We start from the raw sequence: 16,194 nt of genomic DNA on the forward strand, positions 1-16,194 counted from the left end.
CGATGAGCCAGCAGCCCACCACGGGCCGTCCCACGGCGCGCACCAGGCGTCCGATCGGTGTGCAAGGCGACAATCGGCAGATACAGTCCGGTCCTGTGACCACACGGCTTGCTGATATCGCTGCTCAGGCGGGGGTGAGCGAGGCGACCGTCAGCCGGGTCCTGAACGGGAAGCCGGGCGTCGCCGCCACCACCCGTCAGTCCGTACTCGCCGCCCTCGACGTACTGGGCTACGAGCGGCCGGTGCGGCTGCGGCAGCGCAGCGAGGGCCTCGTCGGACTGATCACCCCGGAGCTGGAGAACCCCATCTTCCCGGCGCTGGCCCAGGTGATCGGGCAGGCCCTGACCCGCCAGGGCTACACCCCGGTGCTCGCCACCCAGACCCCCGGCGGGTCGACGGAGGACGAGCTGACCGAGATGCTCGTGGACCGCGGGGTGGCCGGCATCATCTACGTCTCCGGACTGCACGCGGACACCACCGCCGACATGCAGCGCTACGAGCGGCTGCGGGCGCAGGGCGTGCCGTTCGTGCTCGTGGACGGTTTCTCGCCGAAGGTGCAGGCGCCGTTCATCTCCCCCGACGACCGGGCCGCGATGGCGCTGGCGGTCACCCACCTCGCGTCCCTCGGCCACACCCGGATCGGGCTGGCGCTCGGGCCCAAGCGGTTCGTGCCGGTGCAGCGCAAGATAGAGGGCTTCGTGCGGGCCGTGCAGGAGCAGGTGGGGCTCGGCGCGGAGACGGTCGAGACGGAGCTGATCCAGCACTCGCTGTACACGCTGGAGGGCGGTCAGGCCGCCGCCAGCGCGCTGATGGACCGGGACTGCACGGCCGTGGTGTGCGCGAGCGACATGATGGCGCTCGGCGCGATCCGGGCGGCCCGGCAGCGCGGTCTCGAGGTGCCGGACGACATCTCGGTGGTCGGCTTCGACGACTCACCGCTGATCGCCTTCACCGACCCGCCGCTGACCACGGTCCGCAAGCCCGTCCCGGCGATGGGGCAGGCCGCGGTGCGCACGCTGCTGGAGGAGATCGGCGGAACGCCCGCTCCGCACAGCGAGTTCGTGTTCATGCCCGAACTGGTGGTGCGCGGGTCGACCGCTTCGGCACCCGGGGACCGCAATCGTCCGTAGGGTGGAGAAAGCATCCCTTCCTCCCCCTCCCCGGGAGGAGACGGACCGCCTCTTCCCGGGGCAGAACATGCGGGCCGGTCCCGACCGGGGGATGATCTGAGCTAGTGGTCTTTTCTGGCAGACTCTGCGCTTATGGGTGACTCGACCGTGACGACGCTGAAGGGCCGTGAACCGGCCGCAGCAAGCCCCGTCGAGGAGACGACGGGGACGGGTCGCCTGCGCCGGCTCCGCGCTCCCCGCCGCCCCCGGCTGTGGTTCGAGATCCTGCTCATCGCGGTGAGTTACGCGACGTACTCACTCGTACGCAACGCGGTGCCCGAACAGCGGGCGGAGGCCCTGCGCAACGCCGACTGGATCTGGCGGCTGGAGGGCCAACTCGGCACCGCCTTCGAGGAGTCCGTCAACCACGCGGTGAACTCGGTGACCTGGCTGGTCGTCGGCATGAACTACTACTACGCCACCCTGCACTTCGTGGTGACCCTGGGTGTGCTGGTGTGGCTCTACCGCAGACATCCCGGCCGCTACGCGGCGACCCGGCTGGTCCTGTTCGTCACCACCGGCTTCGCCCTGGTCGGCTTCTACCTGTTCCCGCTGGCCCCGCCCCGGCTGATGAACGGCCAGAACTTCATCGACACCGTGCTGGTCCACCAGACCTGGGGCTCGATGGCCTCGGGGGACATGAAGAACGTCTCGAACCAGTACGCGGCGATGCCCTCGATGCACATCGGCTGGTCGCTGTGGTGCGGGCTCACGCTCTTCGCGCTGGCCTCGGTGCCGTGGGTGCGGGTGCTGGGCCTGGTGTACCCGGTGCTCACGCTGGTGGTGATCGTCGCCACCGCCAACCACTTCTGGCTGGACGCGGTGGGCGGCGTGCTGTGCCTGGCCGTCGGCTACGGCGTCGCGCTCGCCTGGTACGGCCGGCGCCCCTCCGCGCTCCCCCGGCGCATCCCGGAACCGTCCGCACCTCCGGCACCCGAACACGTCCCGCTGCAGAAACTGCCCTGACGCCCGGGCGCGGACCGCCTACGCGCCGCCGTAGAACAACTCCTCCACCACGCCTCGGGCGCGGCGGGCCGTACGGCGGTAGGCGTCGAGCATGTCGCCCGCGTGGCCGGAGCCGTAGCCCAGGTAACGGCCGACGGCGGCCAGTTCCCGGGGCACGGTGGGGAAGGTGTCCCCCGCGCGGCCTCGGACCAGCATCACCGCGTTGCGGACGCGGGTGGCCAGCACCCAGGCCTCGTCGAGGGTGCCGGCGTCCTCCTCGGACATCAGCCCGGCCTCGCGGGCGGCGGCCAGCGCCTCGCGGGTCCGGGTCGTCCGCAGCCCCGGCACCTCGGCGCCGTGCCGCAGCTGGAGCAGCTGCACCGTCCACTCCACGTCGGACAGCCCGCCCGGGCCCAGCTTCGCGTGCAGCTTGGGGTCGCCACCGCGCGGCAGCCGTTCGGACTCCATACGGGCCTTGAGCCGACGGATCTCCCGGGCCGCGTCCTCGTCCAGCCCGCCGGCCGGGTACCGCAGCGGGTCTATCAGCTCCACGAAGCGGCGGCCCAGCTCCTCGTCGCCGGCGACGGGCTCGGCGCGCAGCAGCGCGTGCCGCTCCCACACCAGCGCCCAGCGCCGGTAATACGCCTCGTAGGAGCCGAGGGTGCGCACCAGCGGGCCCGACTTGCCCTCCGGGCGCAGGTCGGCGTCGACCAGCAGCGGCGGGTCCGCGCTGGGCACCTGGAGCAGCCTGCGCATCTCGGCGACCACCTTGTTCGCCGCCTCGGACGCCTCCCGCTCGTCCACGCCGTCGCGCGGCTCGTGCACGAACAGCACGTCCGCGTCGGAGCCGTAGCCCAGTTCGTGCCCGCCGAAGCGGCCCATGCCGATGACCGTGAACCGGGTGGGCAGGGTGTCGCCCCAGCCTTCGCGGACCACCGCGCGGAGCGTGCCGGCGAGGGTGGCGGCGGTCAGGTCGGACACGGCGCCGCCCACCAGGTCCACCAGGGCGCCCTGGTCGGCCTCGGCGGGCTGCGACTCGGTGCCGTAGGAGCCGACGATGTCGGCGGCGGCCGTGCGGAACAGCTCGCGGCGGCGCACCCCGCGGGCGGCGGTGACGCCCTGCACGGCGTTGTCGGCGCGGCGGACCGCGGCGAGGACCTCCTGCTCCAGGGAGGCACGGGAGCGGGGGGTGAGGCCGCCGCCGTCCCCGTCACCGAGCAGCGCCACCGCCTCGGGGGCGCGCATCAGCAGGTCGGGCGCGAGCCGCCCGGCGGACAGCACCCGGGCGAGGTTCTCCGCGGCGGCGCCCTCGTCGCGCAGCAGCCGCAGGTACCAGGGGGTCTTGCCGAGGGCGTCGGAGACCTTGCGGAAGTTCAGCAGGCCGGCGTCGGGGTCGGCGGAGTCCGCGAACCAGCCGAGCAGCACGGGCAGCAGGGTGCGCTGGATGGCGGCCTTGCGGGTGACGCCGGAGGCGAGGGCCTCGAGATGGCGCAGCGCCGAGGCGGGGTCGGCGTAGCCGAGGGCGACCATGCGCTCGCGGGCCGCCTCGGCGCTGAGCCGGGCCTCACCGGGGGCGAGCGCGGCGACCGCGTCCAGCAGCGGCCGGTAGAACAGCTTCTCGTGCAGCCGCCGCACCACGGAGGTGTGCCGGCGCCACTCGCGGGTCAGCGCGGCGACCGGCTCGGTGCGCAGCCCCAGGGAGCGGCCGAGGCGCCGCAGGTCGGCCTCGTCCTCGGGCACGAGGTGGGTGCGGCGCAGCCGGTAGAGCTGGATGCGGTGCTCCAGGGAGCGCAGGAAGCGGTAGGCGTCGTCGAGCTGGGCGGCGTCGGCGCGGCCGACGTAGCCGCCGGCGGCGAGGGCCTTCAGCGCGTCGAGGGTGGTGCCGCTGCGCAGGGAGGCGTCGGCACGGCCGTGCACCAGCTGGAGCAGCTGCACGGCGAACTCGACGTCCCTCAGGCCCCCGGGGCCCAGCTTGAGCTGGCGGTCGACCTCGGCGGCGGGGATGTTCGCGACGACCCGGCGGCGCATCTCCTGCACGTCGGCGACGAAGTTGTCCCGCTCGGCCGCCTGCCACACCAGCGGCCTGAGCGCGGCCGTGTACTCGGCGCCGAGCGCGAGGTCGCCGGCCACCGGGCGGGCCTTCAGCAGCGCCTGGAACTCCCAGGTCTTGGCCCAGCGCTGGTAGTAGGCGAGGTGGGAGGCGAGGGTGCGCACCAGTGGGCCGTTGCGGCCCTCGGGGCGCAGATTGGCGTCGACGGGCCAGATGGAGCCCTCGACGGTGGTCTCCGAGCAGATCCGCATCATGTGCGAGGCCAGCCGGGTGGCGGCGCGCAGTGCCTTGTCCTCGTCGGCGTCGCCGGCCGCCTCGCCGACGAAGATGACGTCGACGTCGGAGACGTAGTTCAGCTCGTGGCCCCCGCACTTGCCCATCGCGATCACCGCGAGCCGGCACAGCGCGGCGTCCTCCGGCGCGTCGGCCTCGGCCAGGGCGAGGGCCGCGCGGAGGGTGGCGGTGGCCAGGTCGGCGAGCTCGGCGGCGGTCTGGGACACCTCGACGGTGCCGCAGACGTCACGGGCGGCTATGGACAGCAGGCAGCGGCGGTAGGCGACGCGCAGCGACACCGGGTCGGTGACGTCATCGAGACCGCGTTCGAATTCCTCCACGCCGGGGTGCAGGTCGCGCGGCTCGTAGGTGACCAGTGCCTGCCAGTCGCGCGGGTGCCGGGCCAGGTGCTCGGCGAGCGCCTCGGAGGCGCCGAGCACCCCGAGCAGCCGGTCCCGCAGCGGCTTGGCCGCTATCACGGTGTCCAGCAGTTCCTGGCGGGCGGTGGCCGTCTCCTGCGCCTCCAGCAGCCGCACCAGTCCGTGCAGCGCGAGGTCGGGGTCGGCGGTGCCGCCGAGGGCGTCCAGCAGCACGGGGTCGTTGCGCACGGGCGCCAGTTCGGGGCTGTCGAGGAACCGCTCGGCGTCCGACGGATCGGTGAAGCCGTGCCGCAGCAGCCGCGTGAAGGTACTGCTCCTGCGCCCCGGCGCCGACGTCATGCCCGGCCTCCCTCGTGCCTCGGATCAGGGTCGTACGGCCCTGAGCCTAACCGGAGGACGCGATCACGGCCCCGGAGTGGCCCGCGGTGATTTTCGGGGCCGGGCGGGGTCTGATGAGGAGACCGCGGTTCCGCGGTCGCGTCCTTCCGACCGTCGAGGAGTTCCCATGACCGACGTTCCCGACACCCCCGCCGAGCCCGAAGGCCGTCTCGATCCCCGCTACAGCGACCAGCGGGCCGGGGCGCCGCCCTGGCCGGAGGTGGAGCGGCTGATCGCGGAGGCGGAGCTGTTCTGGATCTCCACGGTGCGTCCCGACGGCCGGCCGCACGTCACCCCGCTCCCGGCGGTCTGGTCGTCCGGCGCCCTGCACTTCTGCACCGGCCCCGAGGAGCGCAAGGCGCGGAACCTGACGGAGAACCCGCACACCGTGCTGACCACCGGCGTCAACACCTGGGCGCGGGGCTACGACGTGGTCGTGGAGGGCCGCGCGGAACGCGTCACGGACGACGCTCGTCTGCGCGGTCTGGCCGCGCTGTGGGAGGAGAAGTACGGCGACTTCTGGCGCTTCGAGGTGCGGGACGGCCATTTCCACCACGGGTCGGGCCGGGCTGTGGTGTTCTCGGTGGCGCCGCACACCGTTTTCGGATTCGGTAAGGGTGAGCCGTTCAGCCAGACCCGGTGGCGGTTCGCCTGACGCGGTACCCGACGAAGGAGCCGGAGGCTCACATGGACATGACCCTCGAAGTGATCCCGCTGCCGGTGAGCGACATCGACCGGGCCCGGGACTTCTACCGGGACAAGGTCGGCTTCCACGTCGACATCGACCAGGAGGTCATGCCGGGCATGCGCATCGTCCAGCTGACCCCGCCCGGCTCCGGCTGCTCGATCGCCCTCGGCGAGAGCATCTGGGAGATGACCCCGGGCCCCACCCCGGCCCCCGGCGCCTACCAGGGCCTCCAGCTCTGCGTCGCCGACATCGAGAAGGCCCACGCGGAGTTCGTGGCGCGCGGCCTGGAGATCTCCGAGCCGGTCCGCTACGCGGACTCCGACGGCGCCACGTTCATGCACTTCACGGACCCCGACGGCAACGGCTGGGCGGTCCAGGAGTACCGCCGCCGCGCGACGGAGCCTTTGCACAAGCTCCTGTCGGAGCAGGCGGGGTCGTAGAGGATCGGCTCGCCCAGATCGAAGGTCTCGTCATCGGACACGAACGGCTCGCCCCGCAGGCGGTGCGCCGCAGCGATCCGGTGGATGCCTTCACGGATCACTTCCGCCTCCGGCGCTCCCAGGCGGTCGGCGGCCTCCTTGATCAGGAGCAGGTCTCCGTCGTCGACACGCCAGGTGACGCGCCTCAGCGCCATCTCCGCATGGTAGGACCCGCACACCACGAGAGCGGACCGGCGTCACTCGTTGGCATGCAGCGAGGTAGTTCCCGTCCCTGGGCCTCACCGGCCCGCCTGGCGTCGGGCACGTCGCGATACGACGCGTACGGCAAAGGGGTGCGGATGTCGGTGGACGGTGAGGCGGTGCGCCTCGCGGACGAGGCTCAGATGCGTGGAGAGTCATGACCCACACCCCTGACCGGGACACCCCGACGCTGCCGTGGTTCCGGAGCAGCTACAGCGGCAGCGGGGACGGAGACGACTGCGTGGAGGTCGCGACAGCCCCCGGTTCCGTCCCCGTCCGGGACTCCAAAGCGCCCGACGGCCCCCGGCTCACCGTCATGTCCGCCGCGTGGAGCCGCTTCGTGTCGCACAGCGCCCGCTGAGGCCGGGGGCCGCCGTGAGGCGGCCCCCGGGTGGGTCAGCTCGCGTACGTCTCGAACTCCGCGATGCGCGGGGTGCCCGAGGCGTTGGTGATCTCGAGGGTGATCTTCTTCAGGGAGGCCGGGGAGAAGCTGACCGTCCCCGCTCCGCTGCCGGAGGCGAGGACGGCGCCCGTGTCGTGGTTGAGGATGCGGTAGGCGCCGATGGTGCCGGAGCCGGAGGCCAGGCGGATGCTGACCTTCGACACGGTGGTGGCGGAGCCCCACTTCACCGACACGGAGCCGGTGGTGCCGGAGGGCGACCAGTAGGTGCTCGCGCTGCCGTCGGTCACGTTGCCGTAGCTGGTGCCGGAGGCCTTGGAGGAGCCGTCGGCGCCCGCTCCGAGGCTGAGGTTGGTGCCGGCGGGCGGGTCGGTGGGACCGGGGTCGGTCGGCTCACCCGGGTCCGTCGGGCCGGGGTCGGTCGGGTCCGGGCTCTGCGGGGTGCAGCTGCCGTCCGACACCTTCAGGCCCTTGTTGGCGCCCGCCGTCTGCGCCACCACGTTCGGCACGCAGTTCGCGCCGTCGAGGGTGTAGCGGTAGGGGATGCTCACCGAGGTGTTCGACGTCGGGTTCGGCCCGGCCGGGTTGGTGTCGCCGCCGCGGGAGGACCAGGTGACGTTGTCGAAGACGTTGCCGCCGACCTGCCAGTAGCCGGCCTCGCTCGTGTAGAAGGTGCCCAGGACGTCCTTGGAGTCCTCGAAGTAGTTGTTGTCCACCTTGGCGCGGGCGCCGGCCCGGGAGTTGATGCCGGACTCGTTCAGACGCTTGTAGTGGTTGTTGTAGATGTGCGCGACGCCGCCACGCAGCAGGGGCGCGCGGGAGTCGATGTTCTCGTACAGGTTGTGGTGGAACGTCACGTACCCGTTGGAGCGGTCGCTCTCGCTGGAGCCGATGAGGCCGCCGCGCCCGGAGTTGCGCAGCACGCTGTAGGACAGCGTCACGTACTGGGTGTTGTCCTTCATGTCGAACAGGCCGTCGTAGCCCTCGGACTCACCGCCGGACGCCTCCAGGGTGACGTGGTCGACCCACACGTTCCTGACGTCGCTCTCCATGCCGATGGCGTCGCCGCCGTTCGACGTGGGCGAGCCCGACTTCTTGACGTTCCGCACCGTCACGTTCTGGATGACGATGTTGCTCGCCTCGCGGATGTGGATGCCCAGCTGGTCGAAGACCGCGCCGTTGCCGACGCCCACGAGGGTGACGTTGCTGACCTGCTTCAGCTCGATCTTGTCGGCGGCGGTGTTGCAGCTGGGGCCGGACACCTTGGTGGTGTTGCCGTGGTTGATGGTGCCCTCGACCTGGATGGTGATCGGGGTCGAGCTGTCGGCCCGGCCGCAGAGGGCCTGGTGGATCGCGGTGCCGGTGGTGGCGCGGACCGTCTGTCCGCCCGCTCCGCCGGTGGTCCCGCCGTTCTGGGTCGCGTAGCCGGTGACGCCCCCGGTGGCGGCGGACGCGGTGGTGGTGGACAGCGCCACGCCGGTCGCTGCCGTGAGGGCTCCCGCGGCAAGTAACGCGGAGAGCCGTACGGCGACTGCTCGTCTCATGGTCGTCTGGCCTTTCGTCATTCACTGTCATGGGCATGTCAGTGCAGCCGATGAGGGAGGGCGGGGTGAGCCTGGCCCATCGGAGGAGAAAGCGCTTTCTGTCTGTGTGCCGCGACAGTAGAGCCACACCCGCGGGCTGGCAAGGTTCCGCGCGGGAACGGAGCGAGGGCTTCCGAATCGGCGTGGTGATCCAACGGCGAGAGCCGGGCCCACTAGGACGCCATCTGACCTACATGGCTCCTAACGTGTTCCTCGTCGCGCCGAACCGCACGGAACGGACGCACGAGAACCACAGCCACGACTGACGAAGGCGGAAACCATGACCGTGAACCAGCTGACCAACGACGAGTCCGCCGAGGCCCCCGCCGTCAGGGGCGAGCACGCCGATCTGCTGGAGACGCTCGCCAAGCACCGCGACTTCCTGCGGTTCACCACCCGCGGCCTGACCGACGAGCAGGCGGGCCTGCGGACGACGAAGAGCGAGCTGTGCCTGGGCGGCCTGATCAAGCACGTCACCGCGTGCGAGCGGAGCTGGGTGGGCTTCATCCTCGAGGGCCCGTCCGCGATGCCGGACTTCACGGCGATGACGGAGGAGGACTTCGCGCGCCGGGCCGACGACTTCAGGATGCTGCCCGGTGAGACGCTCGCCGGCGTCCTGGACGCGTACGCGGAGGTGGCCCGCCGAACGGAGGAGGTCGTCGCCGGCCTCTCCGACCTGAACGCGTCGTGGCCGCTGCCGAAGGCGCCGTGGTTCGAGGGCCAGCCCGAGTGGAGCGCGCGACGGGTGCTGCTGCACATCCTCGCCGAGACCGCCCAGCACGCGGGCCACGCGGACGTCATCCGGGAGGCGCTGGACGGCGCCAAGACGATGGGGTGACGGCCCAGGCCGTTGAACACGCGAACGGGGCCGGCGGTCGTCGACCGTCGGCCCCGTGGTGTCCGTGCCGGGGAGGTCGCAGGCCTCGGCCTGCGCTCACAGCACCGGCAGCAGGTTCTTCAGCTCGAAGGCCGTGACCTCCGAGCGGTACGCCTCCCACTCCTGCTTCTTGTTGCGCAGGAAGAAGTCGAAGACGTGCTCGCCGAGGGTCTCGGCGGCCAGGTCGCTGCGTTCCATCAGGCTGAGCGCCTCGCCCAGGTTCTGCGGCAGGGGCTCGATGCCGAGGGCGCGACGCTCCGCGTCGGACAGCGCCCAGACGTCGTCCTCGGCGCCCGGCGGGAGCTCGTAGCCCTCCTCGATGCCCTTCAGGCCGGCCGCGAGGAGCAGGGCGTAGGCCAGGTAGGGGTTGGCGCCGGCGTCGAGGGAGCGGACCTCCACGCGGGCCGAGCCGGTCTTGCCGGGCTTGTACATCGGCACCCGGACCAGGGCCGAGCGGTTGTTGTGGCCCCAGCAGATGTACGAGGGGGCCTCGCCGCCGGCGCCCGCGGTGCGCTCGGAACCGCCCCAGATGCGCTTGTAGCTGTTGACCCACTGGTTGGTGACCGCGGAGATCTCCGCGGCGTGCCGCAGCAGCCCCGCGATGAAGGAGCGGCCGACCTTGGAGAGCTGGTACTCGGCGCCGGACTCGTAGAAGGCGTTGCGGTCGCCCTCGAAGAGGGAGAGGTGGGTGTGCATGCCGGAGCCCGGGTGCTCGGAGAACGGCTTGGGCATGAAGGTCGCCTGCACCCCCTGCTCCAACGCCACCTGCTTCATGACCAGGCGGAACGTCATGACGTTGTCCGCCGTGGACAGCGCGTCCGCGTAGCGCAGGTCGATCTCCTGCTGGCCGGGGGCGCCCTCGTGGTGGGAGAACTCCACCGAGATGCCCATCGACTCCAGCATGGTGATCGCCTGGCGGCGGAAGTCCATGCCGACGTTCTGCGGGGTGTGGTCGAAGTAGCCGGAGTTGTCCGCGGGGGTCGGGCGGCTGCCGTCCACCGGCTTGTCCTTCAGCAGGAAGAACTCGATCTCCGGGTGGGTGTAGAAGGTGAACCCCTGGTCGGAGGCGCGGGCCAGCGCGCGCTTGAGGACATAGCGCGGGTCCGCGAAGGACGGGGAGCCGTCCGGCATGAGGATGTCGCAGAACATGCGGGCGGTGCCGGGTGCCTCGGCGCGCCAGGGCAGGATCTGGAACGTCGACGGGTCCGGCTTGGCGATCATGTCGGACTCGTACACGCGGGCGAAGCCCTCGATCGCGGAGCCGTCGAAGCCGATGCCCTCGTCGAAGGCCTGTTCCAGCTCGGCGGGGGCGACGGCCACGGACTTGAGGAAGCCCAGGACGTCGGTGAACCACAGGCGTACGAACCGGATGTCGCGCTCCTCCAACGTCCGGAGCACGAACTCCTGCTGCTTGTCCATCTTCCGCTTCCCCATTCTTGCCGGTCAGGCCGCCCGCTCCTCCCGGCCCCCGGGAGACGGTCCGGCACTCGAGCATCCCACCACACCAGCGTTTCATACGCGTTGCCGGGCCCGGCCGGACGAGAGGCCCCGGACGGGACCGCCGGCGCCATCAGGTGCGCGGCTCCTCCGCTCATCCTGCCCGGTCGGACCGGCCGCCACGACAGCGCGCGGCCCGCACGCCCGGCTCCCCGGCCCGTGGAACCGCCCCCCGCTTAAATTGGTATCCGTGATGCAAGTTTTAATGGGGGCGCAGGCATCCGAGCGACGAGGAGACCCGATGCTTTCCGACCAGTCCGCCGCCACCGTCCGCGCCACCCTTCCCGCCGTGGGCGCGTCCCTCGGCGAGATCACCGAGCGCTTCTACGCCGGCATGTTCGCCGCCCGTCCCGAGCTGCTGCGCGACCTGTTCAACCGCGGCAACCAGGCCGCCGGCACCCAGCGCCAGGCCCTCGCGGGCTCCGTCGCGGCCTTCGCCGCACACCTGCTGGACCACCCGGACCGGCGGCCCGACGCCATGCTTGCGCGCATCGCGCACAAGCACGCCTCCCTCGGCGTCACCCCGGACCAGTACGGGATCGTCCACGAGCACCTGTTCGCCGCCATCGCCGGTGTCCTGGGCGACGCCGTCACCCCCGAGGTCGCCGCCGCCTGGGACGAGGTCTACTGGCTGATGGCGAACGCCCTGACCGCCGTCGAGAAGCGGCTGTACGAGGAGCGCGGCGGCGCCGTCTGGCGGCCGTGGGAGGTCGTGGAGCGGGTCACCGAGACCGAGGACGTCGTGACCTTCCGGCTGCGCCCGGCCGACGGCGGGGCGGTGCGCGAGTTCCGCGCCGGCCAGTACGTCTCGGTGCGCGTCCCCCTCGCGGACGGCGCCCGCCAGATACGGCAGTACAGCCTCTCCGGGGCCCCCGGCCCGGACCTGCGGCAGTTCAGCGTCAAGCGGGTGCACGAGGGACCGGCGCCCGACGGCGAGGTGTCCACCCACCTCCACGCGCACGTCCGCGTCGGCGACGTCCTGGAGCTGTCCGAGGCCTACGGCGACCTGGTCCTCGACGCCGACGCGGACACCCCGCTGCTGCTGGCGTCCGCCGGGATCGGCGTGACGCCGGTCGTCGCGATGCTCGGGCACCTCGCCGACTCCGGGCACCGCGCCCCGGTCACCGTCGTGCACGGCGACCGCTCCCCCGCCGACCACGCCCTGCGCACGGACCACGAGGCCTACGCGGCGAAGCTGCCGGACGCGACCGTGCGCTTCTGGTACGAGCGGGACGCCCCGGCGGGCGCCGGCACCGGGTACGTGGACCTCGCGGACGTGCCGGTCGCGCCGGGCACCCGCGCGTACCTGTGCGGGCCGCTGCCGTTCATGCGGACGGTGCGCGAGCAGCTGATCGCCAAGGGGGTGGCCCCGGCCGACGTGCACTACGAGGTGTTCGGCCCGGACCTGTGGCTCGCGAAGTGAGCGGCCCCCGCGCTAGCGGACGCGGGGGACGCCGAGCAGGAGCGGTCCCGTCGGGTCGGCGGTGAGGTCCGCCACCGTGAGCGGGTCCAGCGAGGCGTAGAACGCCTCCTGGGCCCGCCGCAGCGCGCCACGCAGCCGGCAGTCGGAACGCAGCGGGCAGGGGGCGGTGGAGGCGGCGCCGTCGCAGTCGACGACGTCCCCCTCGCCCTCGAACGCGCGGACCAGGGCTCCGACGGAGGCCCCCCGGCCCTTCTCGGTCAGGGACAGGCCGCCGCCCCGGCCGCGCCGGGCGGTGAGCAGCCCCATGTGCTGGAGCTCGGCGACGACCTTCGCGGCATGGGTGTACGGCACGTCCATGGCCGCCGCGACGTCCCGCGTCGTGGGATTGGTGTCACCGGCCACGGCGAGGCGCATGAGGACCCGCAGGGCGAGGTCGGTGGAGCGCAGCAGCCGCATACCGGGAAGCGTAGGTAATCGGAATCCTGGCTCAAAATTTCCGGCCGGATCTTCACCAGGTCCCCCCGGTCCCCGACCGGCCCCGGGGCGCGGCCGGCGCACGTGTCCGGTCCTCGCCTGCGCCCCCTACGGCTCGCCCGTCTCCGCCATTACGATCAGCTGACCCGATCACCACTCCGGCCCCACCTTCTCCGACCCGAAGGACACCGCCATGGGCTCCGCCAAGAAGAGCAGCGCGTCACGCACGGCACGCATAGAGGAGATGCGGCGCGCCGAGCAGGCCCGCGACCGCCGCAACCGGATCCTCGTCGTCGCCGCCTCCGTGGTGGTCGTCGCGGGCCTGGTCGCCGGCGGGGTGGTACTGGTGCAGGCGCAGTCGGACGACGGCGGCGGCAGCAGCGCGGCGGACGACTCCAGGAGCGCGGGCAAGTTCGTCACCGGCGCGGACGGCGTGCGGGCCTGGAAGGGCACGCTGGACCGCAACCACGTGACCAAGGCCGTGGACTACCCGGTCACGCCGCCCGTGGGCGGTGACCACAACCCGGTGTGGATGAACTGCGACGGGGACGTCTACGAGGACGAGATCGACGCCACCAACGCGGTCCACTCCCTGGAGCACGGCGCGGTGTGGGTGACGTACAACGGCGACGCGCCGAAGCCGGACGTGGAGGCGCTGGCGGCGAAGGTGAAGAAGACGCCGTACACGCTGATGAGCCCGGTCGACGGGCAGAAGGACCCGCTGGTGCTGACCGCGTGGGGCCACCAGCGCACGGTGACCGGCGCCGACGACCCGGCCGTGGACGCGTTCCTGGAGAAGTTCGTGCAGGGGCAGCAGACGCCCGAGCCGGGTGCGGCCTGCACCAACGGACTGTCGAAGTGAGGCGGTCCGCCCTGGTGGCCGGGGTCGTGGCGGCGGTGCTCGCCGTGGCCGTGGCCGTCGGGTGGACGGTCGCCGCGGCGGCCGGGGACGAGGGGTCCTCCCCGGCCGCGGTCCCGTCCGCGGACTCCGCGGACGCCGGGTTCGCCCGGGACATGGCCGTGCACCACCAGCAGGCCGTGGAGATGTCGTACGTGGTGCGCGACCGCACCGACGACGAGGAGGTCCGGCGGCTCGCCTACGACATCGCCCAGACCCAGGCCAACCAGCGCGGCATGCTGCTGGGCTGGCTCGATCTGTGGGAGCTGCCCAAGGTGTCCGCCGACCCGCCCATGACCTGGATGGGGATGGGCGACGCGGCGGCCGGCGAGGACGGCGCGCTGATGCCGGGCATGGCGACCGACGCGGAGATGGCACGGCTGGGCCGGCTGGACGGCAGGCAGGCCGAGGTCTTCTACCTCCAGCTGATGACGGCCCATCACCGGGGCGGGGTGCACATGGCCCAGGGGTGCGTGCGCGCCTGCGAGGAGGGGGCCGAACGGCGGCTCGCCCGCGGGATGGTCGAGGGGCAGGAGTCGGAGATCCGCCTGATGGCGGGGATGCTGAAGGCCCGGGGGGCGTCCGCACGCCCGTGACGGCCGGGGCCGGCGGGGCGTCGTACGGTGGTCCCGGACCTACGCACCGCACATCGCGTCGCTCTGACGATTACACTGGCCGCGTGCCTCAACTACGACTCGCCCTGAATCAGATCGACTCGAGCGTCGGCGACCTCGCCGGCAACGCCGAAACGATTGTCCGCTGGACCCGGCACTCCGCCGGGCAGGGGGCGCATCTCGTGGCGTTCCCGGAGATGGCGCTGACCGGGTATCCCGTCGAGGACCTCGCCCTGCGGTCGTCCTTCGTGGAGGCCTCCCGGGCGTCCCTGCGCGCCCTCGCCGCGCGCCTCGCCGAGGAGGGCTTCGGCGACCTGCCGGTGGTGGTCGGCTACCTCGACCGCAGCGCCGCCGCCCAGCCCAGGTACGGGCAGCCCGCGGGCGCGCCGCGCAACGCCGCGGCCGTGCTGTACGGGGGTGAGGTGGCGCTGGCCTTCGCCAAGCACCACCTGCCGAACTACGGCGTCTTCGACGAGTTCCGGTACTTCGTGCCCGGTGACACCCTGCCGGTGGTGCGGGTGCGCGGGGTCGACGTCGCCCTCGCCATCTGCGAGGACCTGTGGCAGGACGGCGGCCGGGTGCCGGCCGCGCGCTCGGCGGGCGCCGGGCTGCTGCTGTCCGTCAACGCCTCGCCGTACGAGCGGGACAAGGACGACACGCGGCTGGAACTGGTGCGCAAGCGGGCCCAGGAAGCCGGCTGCACCACCGCGTACCTGGCGATGATGGGCGGGCAGGACGACCTCGTCTTCGACGGCGACTCGATCGTCGTCGACCGCGCCGGTGAGGTCGTGGCCCGTGCGCCGCAGTTCTCCGAGACGTGCCTGGTGGTCGACCTGGACCTGCCGGCCGCTGCCGCCGACGCTCCGGAGGGCGTGGTGGACGACGGGCTGCGCATCGAGCGGGTGGTGCTGTCCGAGGAGCCCGTCCCCGCCTACGAGCCGGAGCACACCGGCGGCTACGCCGAGCGTCTCGACGACGACGAGGAGGTCTACTCCGCGCTGGTCGTGGGCCTGCGGGCGTACGTCGAGAAGAACGGCTTCCGGTCGGTGCTGATCGGGCTGTCCGGGGGCATCGACTCGGCGCTGGTCGCCGCGATCGCCTGCGACGCGGTGGGCCCGGAGAACGTGTACGGCGTGTCGATGCCGTCGAAGTACTCGTCCGAGCACTCCAAGGGCGACGCGGCGGAGCTGGCGCGGCGCACCGGGCTCAACTACCGCACGGTCGCGATCGAGCCGATGTTCGACGCGTACATGGGGTCGCTGGAGCTGACCGGCCTGGCCGAGGAGAACCTCCAGTCGCGGCTGCGCGGCACGATGCTGATGGCCATCTCCAACCAGGAGGGCCACATCGTCCTGGCCCCCGGCAACAAGTCCGAGCTGGCGGTGGGTTACTCGACGCTGTACGGCGACTCCGTCGGCGCGTACGGGCCCATCAAGGACGTCTACAAGACCCTGGTGTTCCGGCTGGCCCGGTGGCGCAACCGCGCGGCCGAGGAGCGGGGGCAGACGCCGCCGATCCCGGAGAACTCCCTCTCCAAGCCGCCGAGCGCCGAACTGCGGCCCGGCCAGGTCGACACGGACTCGCTGCCCGACTACCCGGTGCTGGACGCGATCCTCGCCATGTACGTGGACCGGGACAAGGGCGCGGACGAGATCGTCGAGGCCGGCTACGACCGCGAACTGGTCGAGAAGACGCTGCGGATGGTGGACCGGGCGGAGTACAAGCGCCGGCAGTACCCGCCGGGCACGAAGATCTCCCCCAAGGGCTTCGGCAAGGACCGCCGCCTGCCCATCACCAACGGCTGGCGCGAGGGGCTGCCTCCGCGGGTGTGAGGACACCGTGTGACGGCGGGCGGGGTGCGACCG

Annotated in this window: 14 protein-coding genes; 10 read left to right on the top strand and 4 right to left on the bottom strand. The window is 72.2% G+C overall.

Annotated elements, in window-relative coordinates:
• Window positions 1–95 precede the first annotated feature (95 nt).
• Both B100_RS0101425 and B100_RS0101430 read left to right on the top strand, forming a co-directional pair.
• A complete protein-coding gene (locus tag B100_RS0101425) occupies window positions 96–1,130 on the top strand; it encodes a LacI family DNA-binding transcriptional regulator (protein WP_024882694.1) in 1,035 nt (344 codons plus the stop codon).
• A 132-nt stretch (window positions 1,131–1,262) separates the two neighbouring features.
• Window positions 1,263–2,135 carry a phosphatase PAP2 family protein gene (locus tag B100_RS0101430; protein WP_024882695.1) on the top strand — a complete coding sequence of 291 codons (873 nt, stop codon included), beginning with the start codon at window positions 1,263–1,265 and terminating at the stop codon, window positions 2,133–2,135.
• A gap of 18 nt (window positions 2,136–2,153) precedes the next feature.
• Here the strand turns inward: B100_RS0101430 and B100_RS0101435 are convergent, their stop codons facing one another.
• A complete protein-coding gene (locus B100_RS0101435; protein WP_024882696.1) occupies window positions 2,154–5,156 on the bottom strand; it encodes a bifunctional [glutamine synthetase] adenylyltransferase/[glutamine synthetase]-adenylyl-L-tyrosine phosphorylase in 3,003 nt (1,000 codons plus the stop codon).
• Window positions 5,157–5,322: 166 nt separating this feature from the next.
• On the opposite strand from B100_RS0101435, the gene B100_RS0101440 reads away from it, so the two are divergent.
• The 3 genes from B100_RS0101440 (at window position 5,323) to B100_RS0101450 (ending at window position 6,924) form a co-directional block, all read left to right on the top strand.
• On the top strand, window positions 5,323–5,850 hold the full coding sequence (locus B100_RS0101440) for a pyridoxamine 5'-phosphate oxidase family protein (RefSeq protein ID WP_024882697.1): 528 nt from the start codon (window positions 5,323–5,325) through the stop codon (window positions 5,848–5,850).
• 32 nt (window positions 5,851–5,882) lie between these two features.
• Window positions 5,883–6,323, top strand: a complete 441-nt coding sequence (locus tag B100_RS0101445; RefSeq protein ID WP_024882698.1) for a VOC family protein — start codon at window positions 5,883–5,885, stop codon at window positions 6,321–6,323.
• Between the two features lie 397 nt (window positions 6,324–6,720).
• The gene (locus B100_RS0101450; protein WP_024882699.1) at window positions 6,721–6,924 is read left to right on the top strand and encodes a DUF397 domain-containing protein; all 204 of its coding nucleotides are present in this window, start codon (window positions 6,721–6,723) and stop codon (window positions 6,922–6,924) included.
• Window positions 6,925–6,959: 35 nt separating this feature from the next.
• Here B100_RS0101450 and B100_RS0101455 read toward each other — a convergent pair whose 3' ends face one another.
• Window positions 6,960–8,507, bottom strand: a complete 1,548-nt coding sequence (locus B100_RS0101455) for a pectate lyase family protein (protein ID WP_024882700.1) — start codon at window positions 8,505–8,507, stop codon at window positions 6,960–6,962.
• A 319-nt stretch (window positions 8,508–8,826) separates the two neighbouring features.
• Here B100_RS0101455 and B100_RS0101460 point away from each other — a divergent pair, with 319 nt between their 5' ends.
• Window positions 8,827–9,384, top strand: a complete 558-nt coding sequence (locus tag B100_RS0101460; RefSeq protein WP_024882701.1) for a DinB family protein — start codon at window positions 8,827–8,829, stop codon at window positions 9,382–9,384.
• Between the two features lie 96 nt (window positions 9,385–9,480).
• On the opposite strand, the gene glnA is transcribed toward B100_RS0101460, so the two are convergent.
• On the bottom strand, window positions 9,481–10,842 hold the full coding sequence (gene glnA / locus B100_RS0101465; RefSeq protein ID WP_024882702.1) for a type I glutamate--ammonia ligase: 1,362 nt from the start codon (window positions 10,840–10,842) through the stop codon (window positions 9,481–9,483).
• A 319-nt stretch (window positions 10,843–11,161) separates the two neighbouring features.
• Here glnA and B100_RS0101470 point away from each other — a divergent pair, with 319 nt between their 5' ends.
• On the top strand, window positions 11,162–12,343 hold the full coding sequence (locus B100_RS0101470) for a globin domain-containing protein (RefSeq protein ID WP_024882703.1): 1,182 nt from the start codon (window positions 11,162–11,164) through the stop codon (window positions 12,341–12,343).
• Window positions 12,344–12,355: 12 nt separating this feature from the next.
• Here the strand turns inward: B100_RS0101470 and B100_RS0101475 are convergent, their stop codons facing one another.
• Window positions 12,356–12,799 carry an RrF2 family transcriptional regulator gene (locus B100_RS0101475; RefSeq protein WP_024882704.1) on the bottom strand — a complete coding sequence of 148 codons (444 nt, stop codon included), beginning with the start codon at window positions 12,797–12,799 and terminating at the stop codon, window positions 12,356–12,358.
• Between the two features lie 211 nt (window positions 12,800–13,010).
• Between B100_RS0101475 and B100_RS0101480 the strand changes: the two genes are divergently transcribed.
• The 3 genes from B100_RS0101480 to B100_RS0101490 all read left to right on the top strand — a co-directional run bounded on the left by B100_RS0101480 (window position 13,011) and on the right by B100_RS0101490 (window position 16,161).
• Entirely contained in the window at window positions 13,011–13,679 is a 669-nt protein-coding gene (locus B100_RS0101480; protein ID WP_024882705.1) for a thioredoxin-like domain-containing protein, read from the top strand.
• Window positions 13,676–14,311 (top strand): DUF305 domain-containing protein, encoded by a 636-nt coding sequence (locus B100_RS0101485; protein ID WP_024882706.1) that lies wholly within the window; start codon window positions 13,676–13,678, stop codon window positions 14,309–14,311. The genes B100_RS0101480 and B100_RS0101485 overlap by 4 nt, the downstream gene beginning before the upstream one ends.
• A gap of 83 nt (window positions 14,312–14,394) precedes the next feature.
• The gene (locus tag B100_RS0101490) at window positions 14,395–16,161 is read left to right on the top strand and encodes an NAD+ synthase (RefSeq protein ID WP_024882707.1); all 1,767 of its coding nucleotides are present in this window, start codon (window positions 14,395–14,397) and stop codon (window positions 16,159–16,161) included.
• Window positions 16,162–16,194: the final 33 nt, after the last annotated feature.

The sequence above is a fragment of the Streptomyces sp. CNH189 genome (assembly GCF_000527195.1).

Bases quoted from the DNA above. Each gene is read 5' to 3' on its own strand.
- B100_RS0101430 (WP_024882695.1), top strand. From the start codon at position 1,263: ATGGGTGACTCGACCGTGACGACGCTGAAGGGCCGTGAACCGGCCGCA.
- B100_RS0101435 (WP_024882696.1), bottom strand. From the start codon at position 5,156: ATGACGTCGGCGCCGGGGCGCAGGAGCAGTACCTTCACGCGGCTGCTG.
- B100_RS0101440 (WP_024882697.1), top strand. From the start codon at position 5,323: ATGACCGACGTTCCCGACACCCCCGCCGAGCCCGAAGGCCGTCTCGAT.
- B100_RS0101445 (WP_024882698.1), top strand. From the start codon at position 5,883: ATGGACATGACCCTCGAAGTGATCCCGCTGCCGGTGAGCGACATCGAC.
- B100_RS0101450 (WP_024882699.1), top strand. From the start codon at position 6,721: ATGACCCACACCCCTGACCGGGACACCCCGACGCTGCCGTGGTTCCGG.
- B100_RS0101455 (WP_024882700.1), bottom strand. From the start codon at position 8,507: ATGAGACGAGCAGTCGCCGTACGGCTCTCCGCGTTACTTGCCGCGGGA.
- B100_RS0101460 (WP_024882701.1), top strand. From the start codon at position 8,827: ATGACCGTGAACCAGCTGACCAACGACGAGTCCGCCGAGGCCCCCGCC.
- glnA (WP_024882702.1), bottom strand. From the start codon at position 10,842: ATGGACAAGCAGCAGGAGTTCGTGCTCCGGACGTTGGAGGAGCGCGAC.
- B100_RS0101470 (WP_024882703.1), top strand. From the start codon at position 11,162: ATGCTTTCCGACCAGTCCGCCGCCACCGTCCGCGCCACCCTTCCCGCC.
- B100_RS0101475 (WP_024882704.1), bottom strand. From the start codon at position 12,799: ATGCGGCTGCTGCGCTCCACCGACCTCGCCCTGCGGGTCCTCATGCGC.
- B100_RS0101480 (WP_024882705.1), top strand. From the start codon at position 13,011: ATGGGCTCCGCCAAGAAGAGCAGCGCGTCACGCACGGCACGCATAGAG.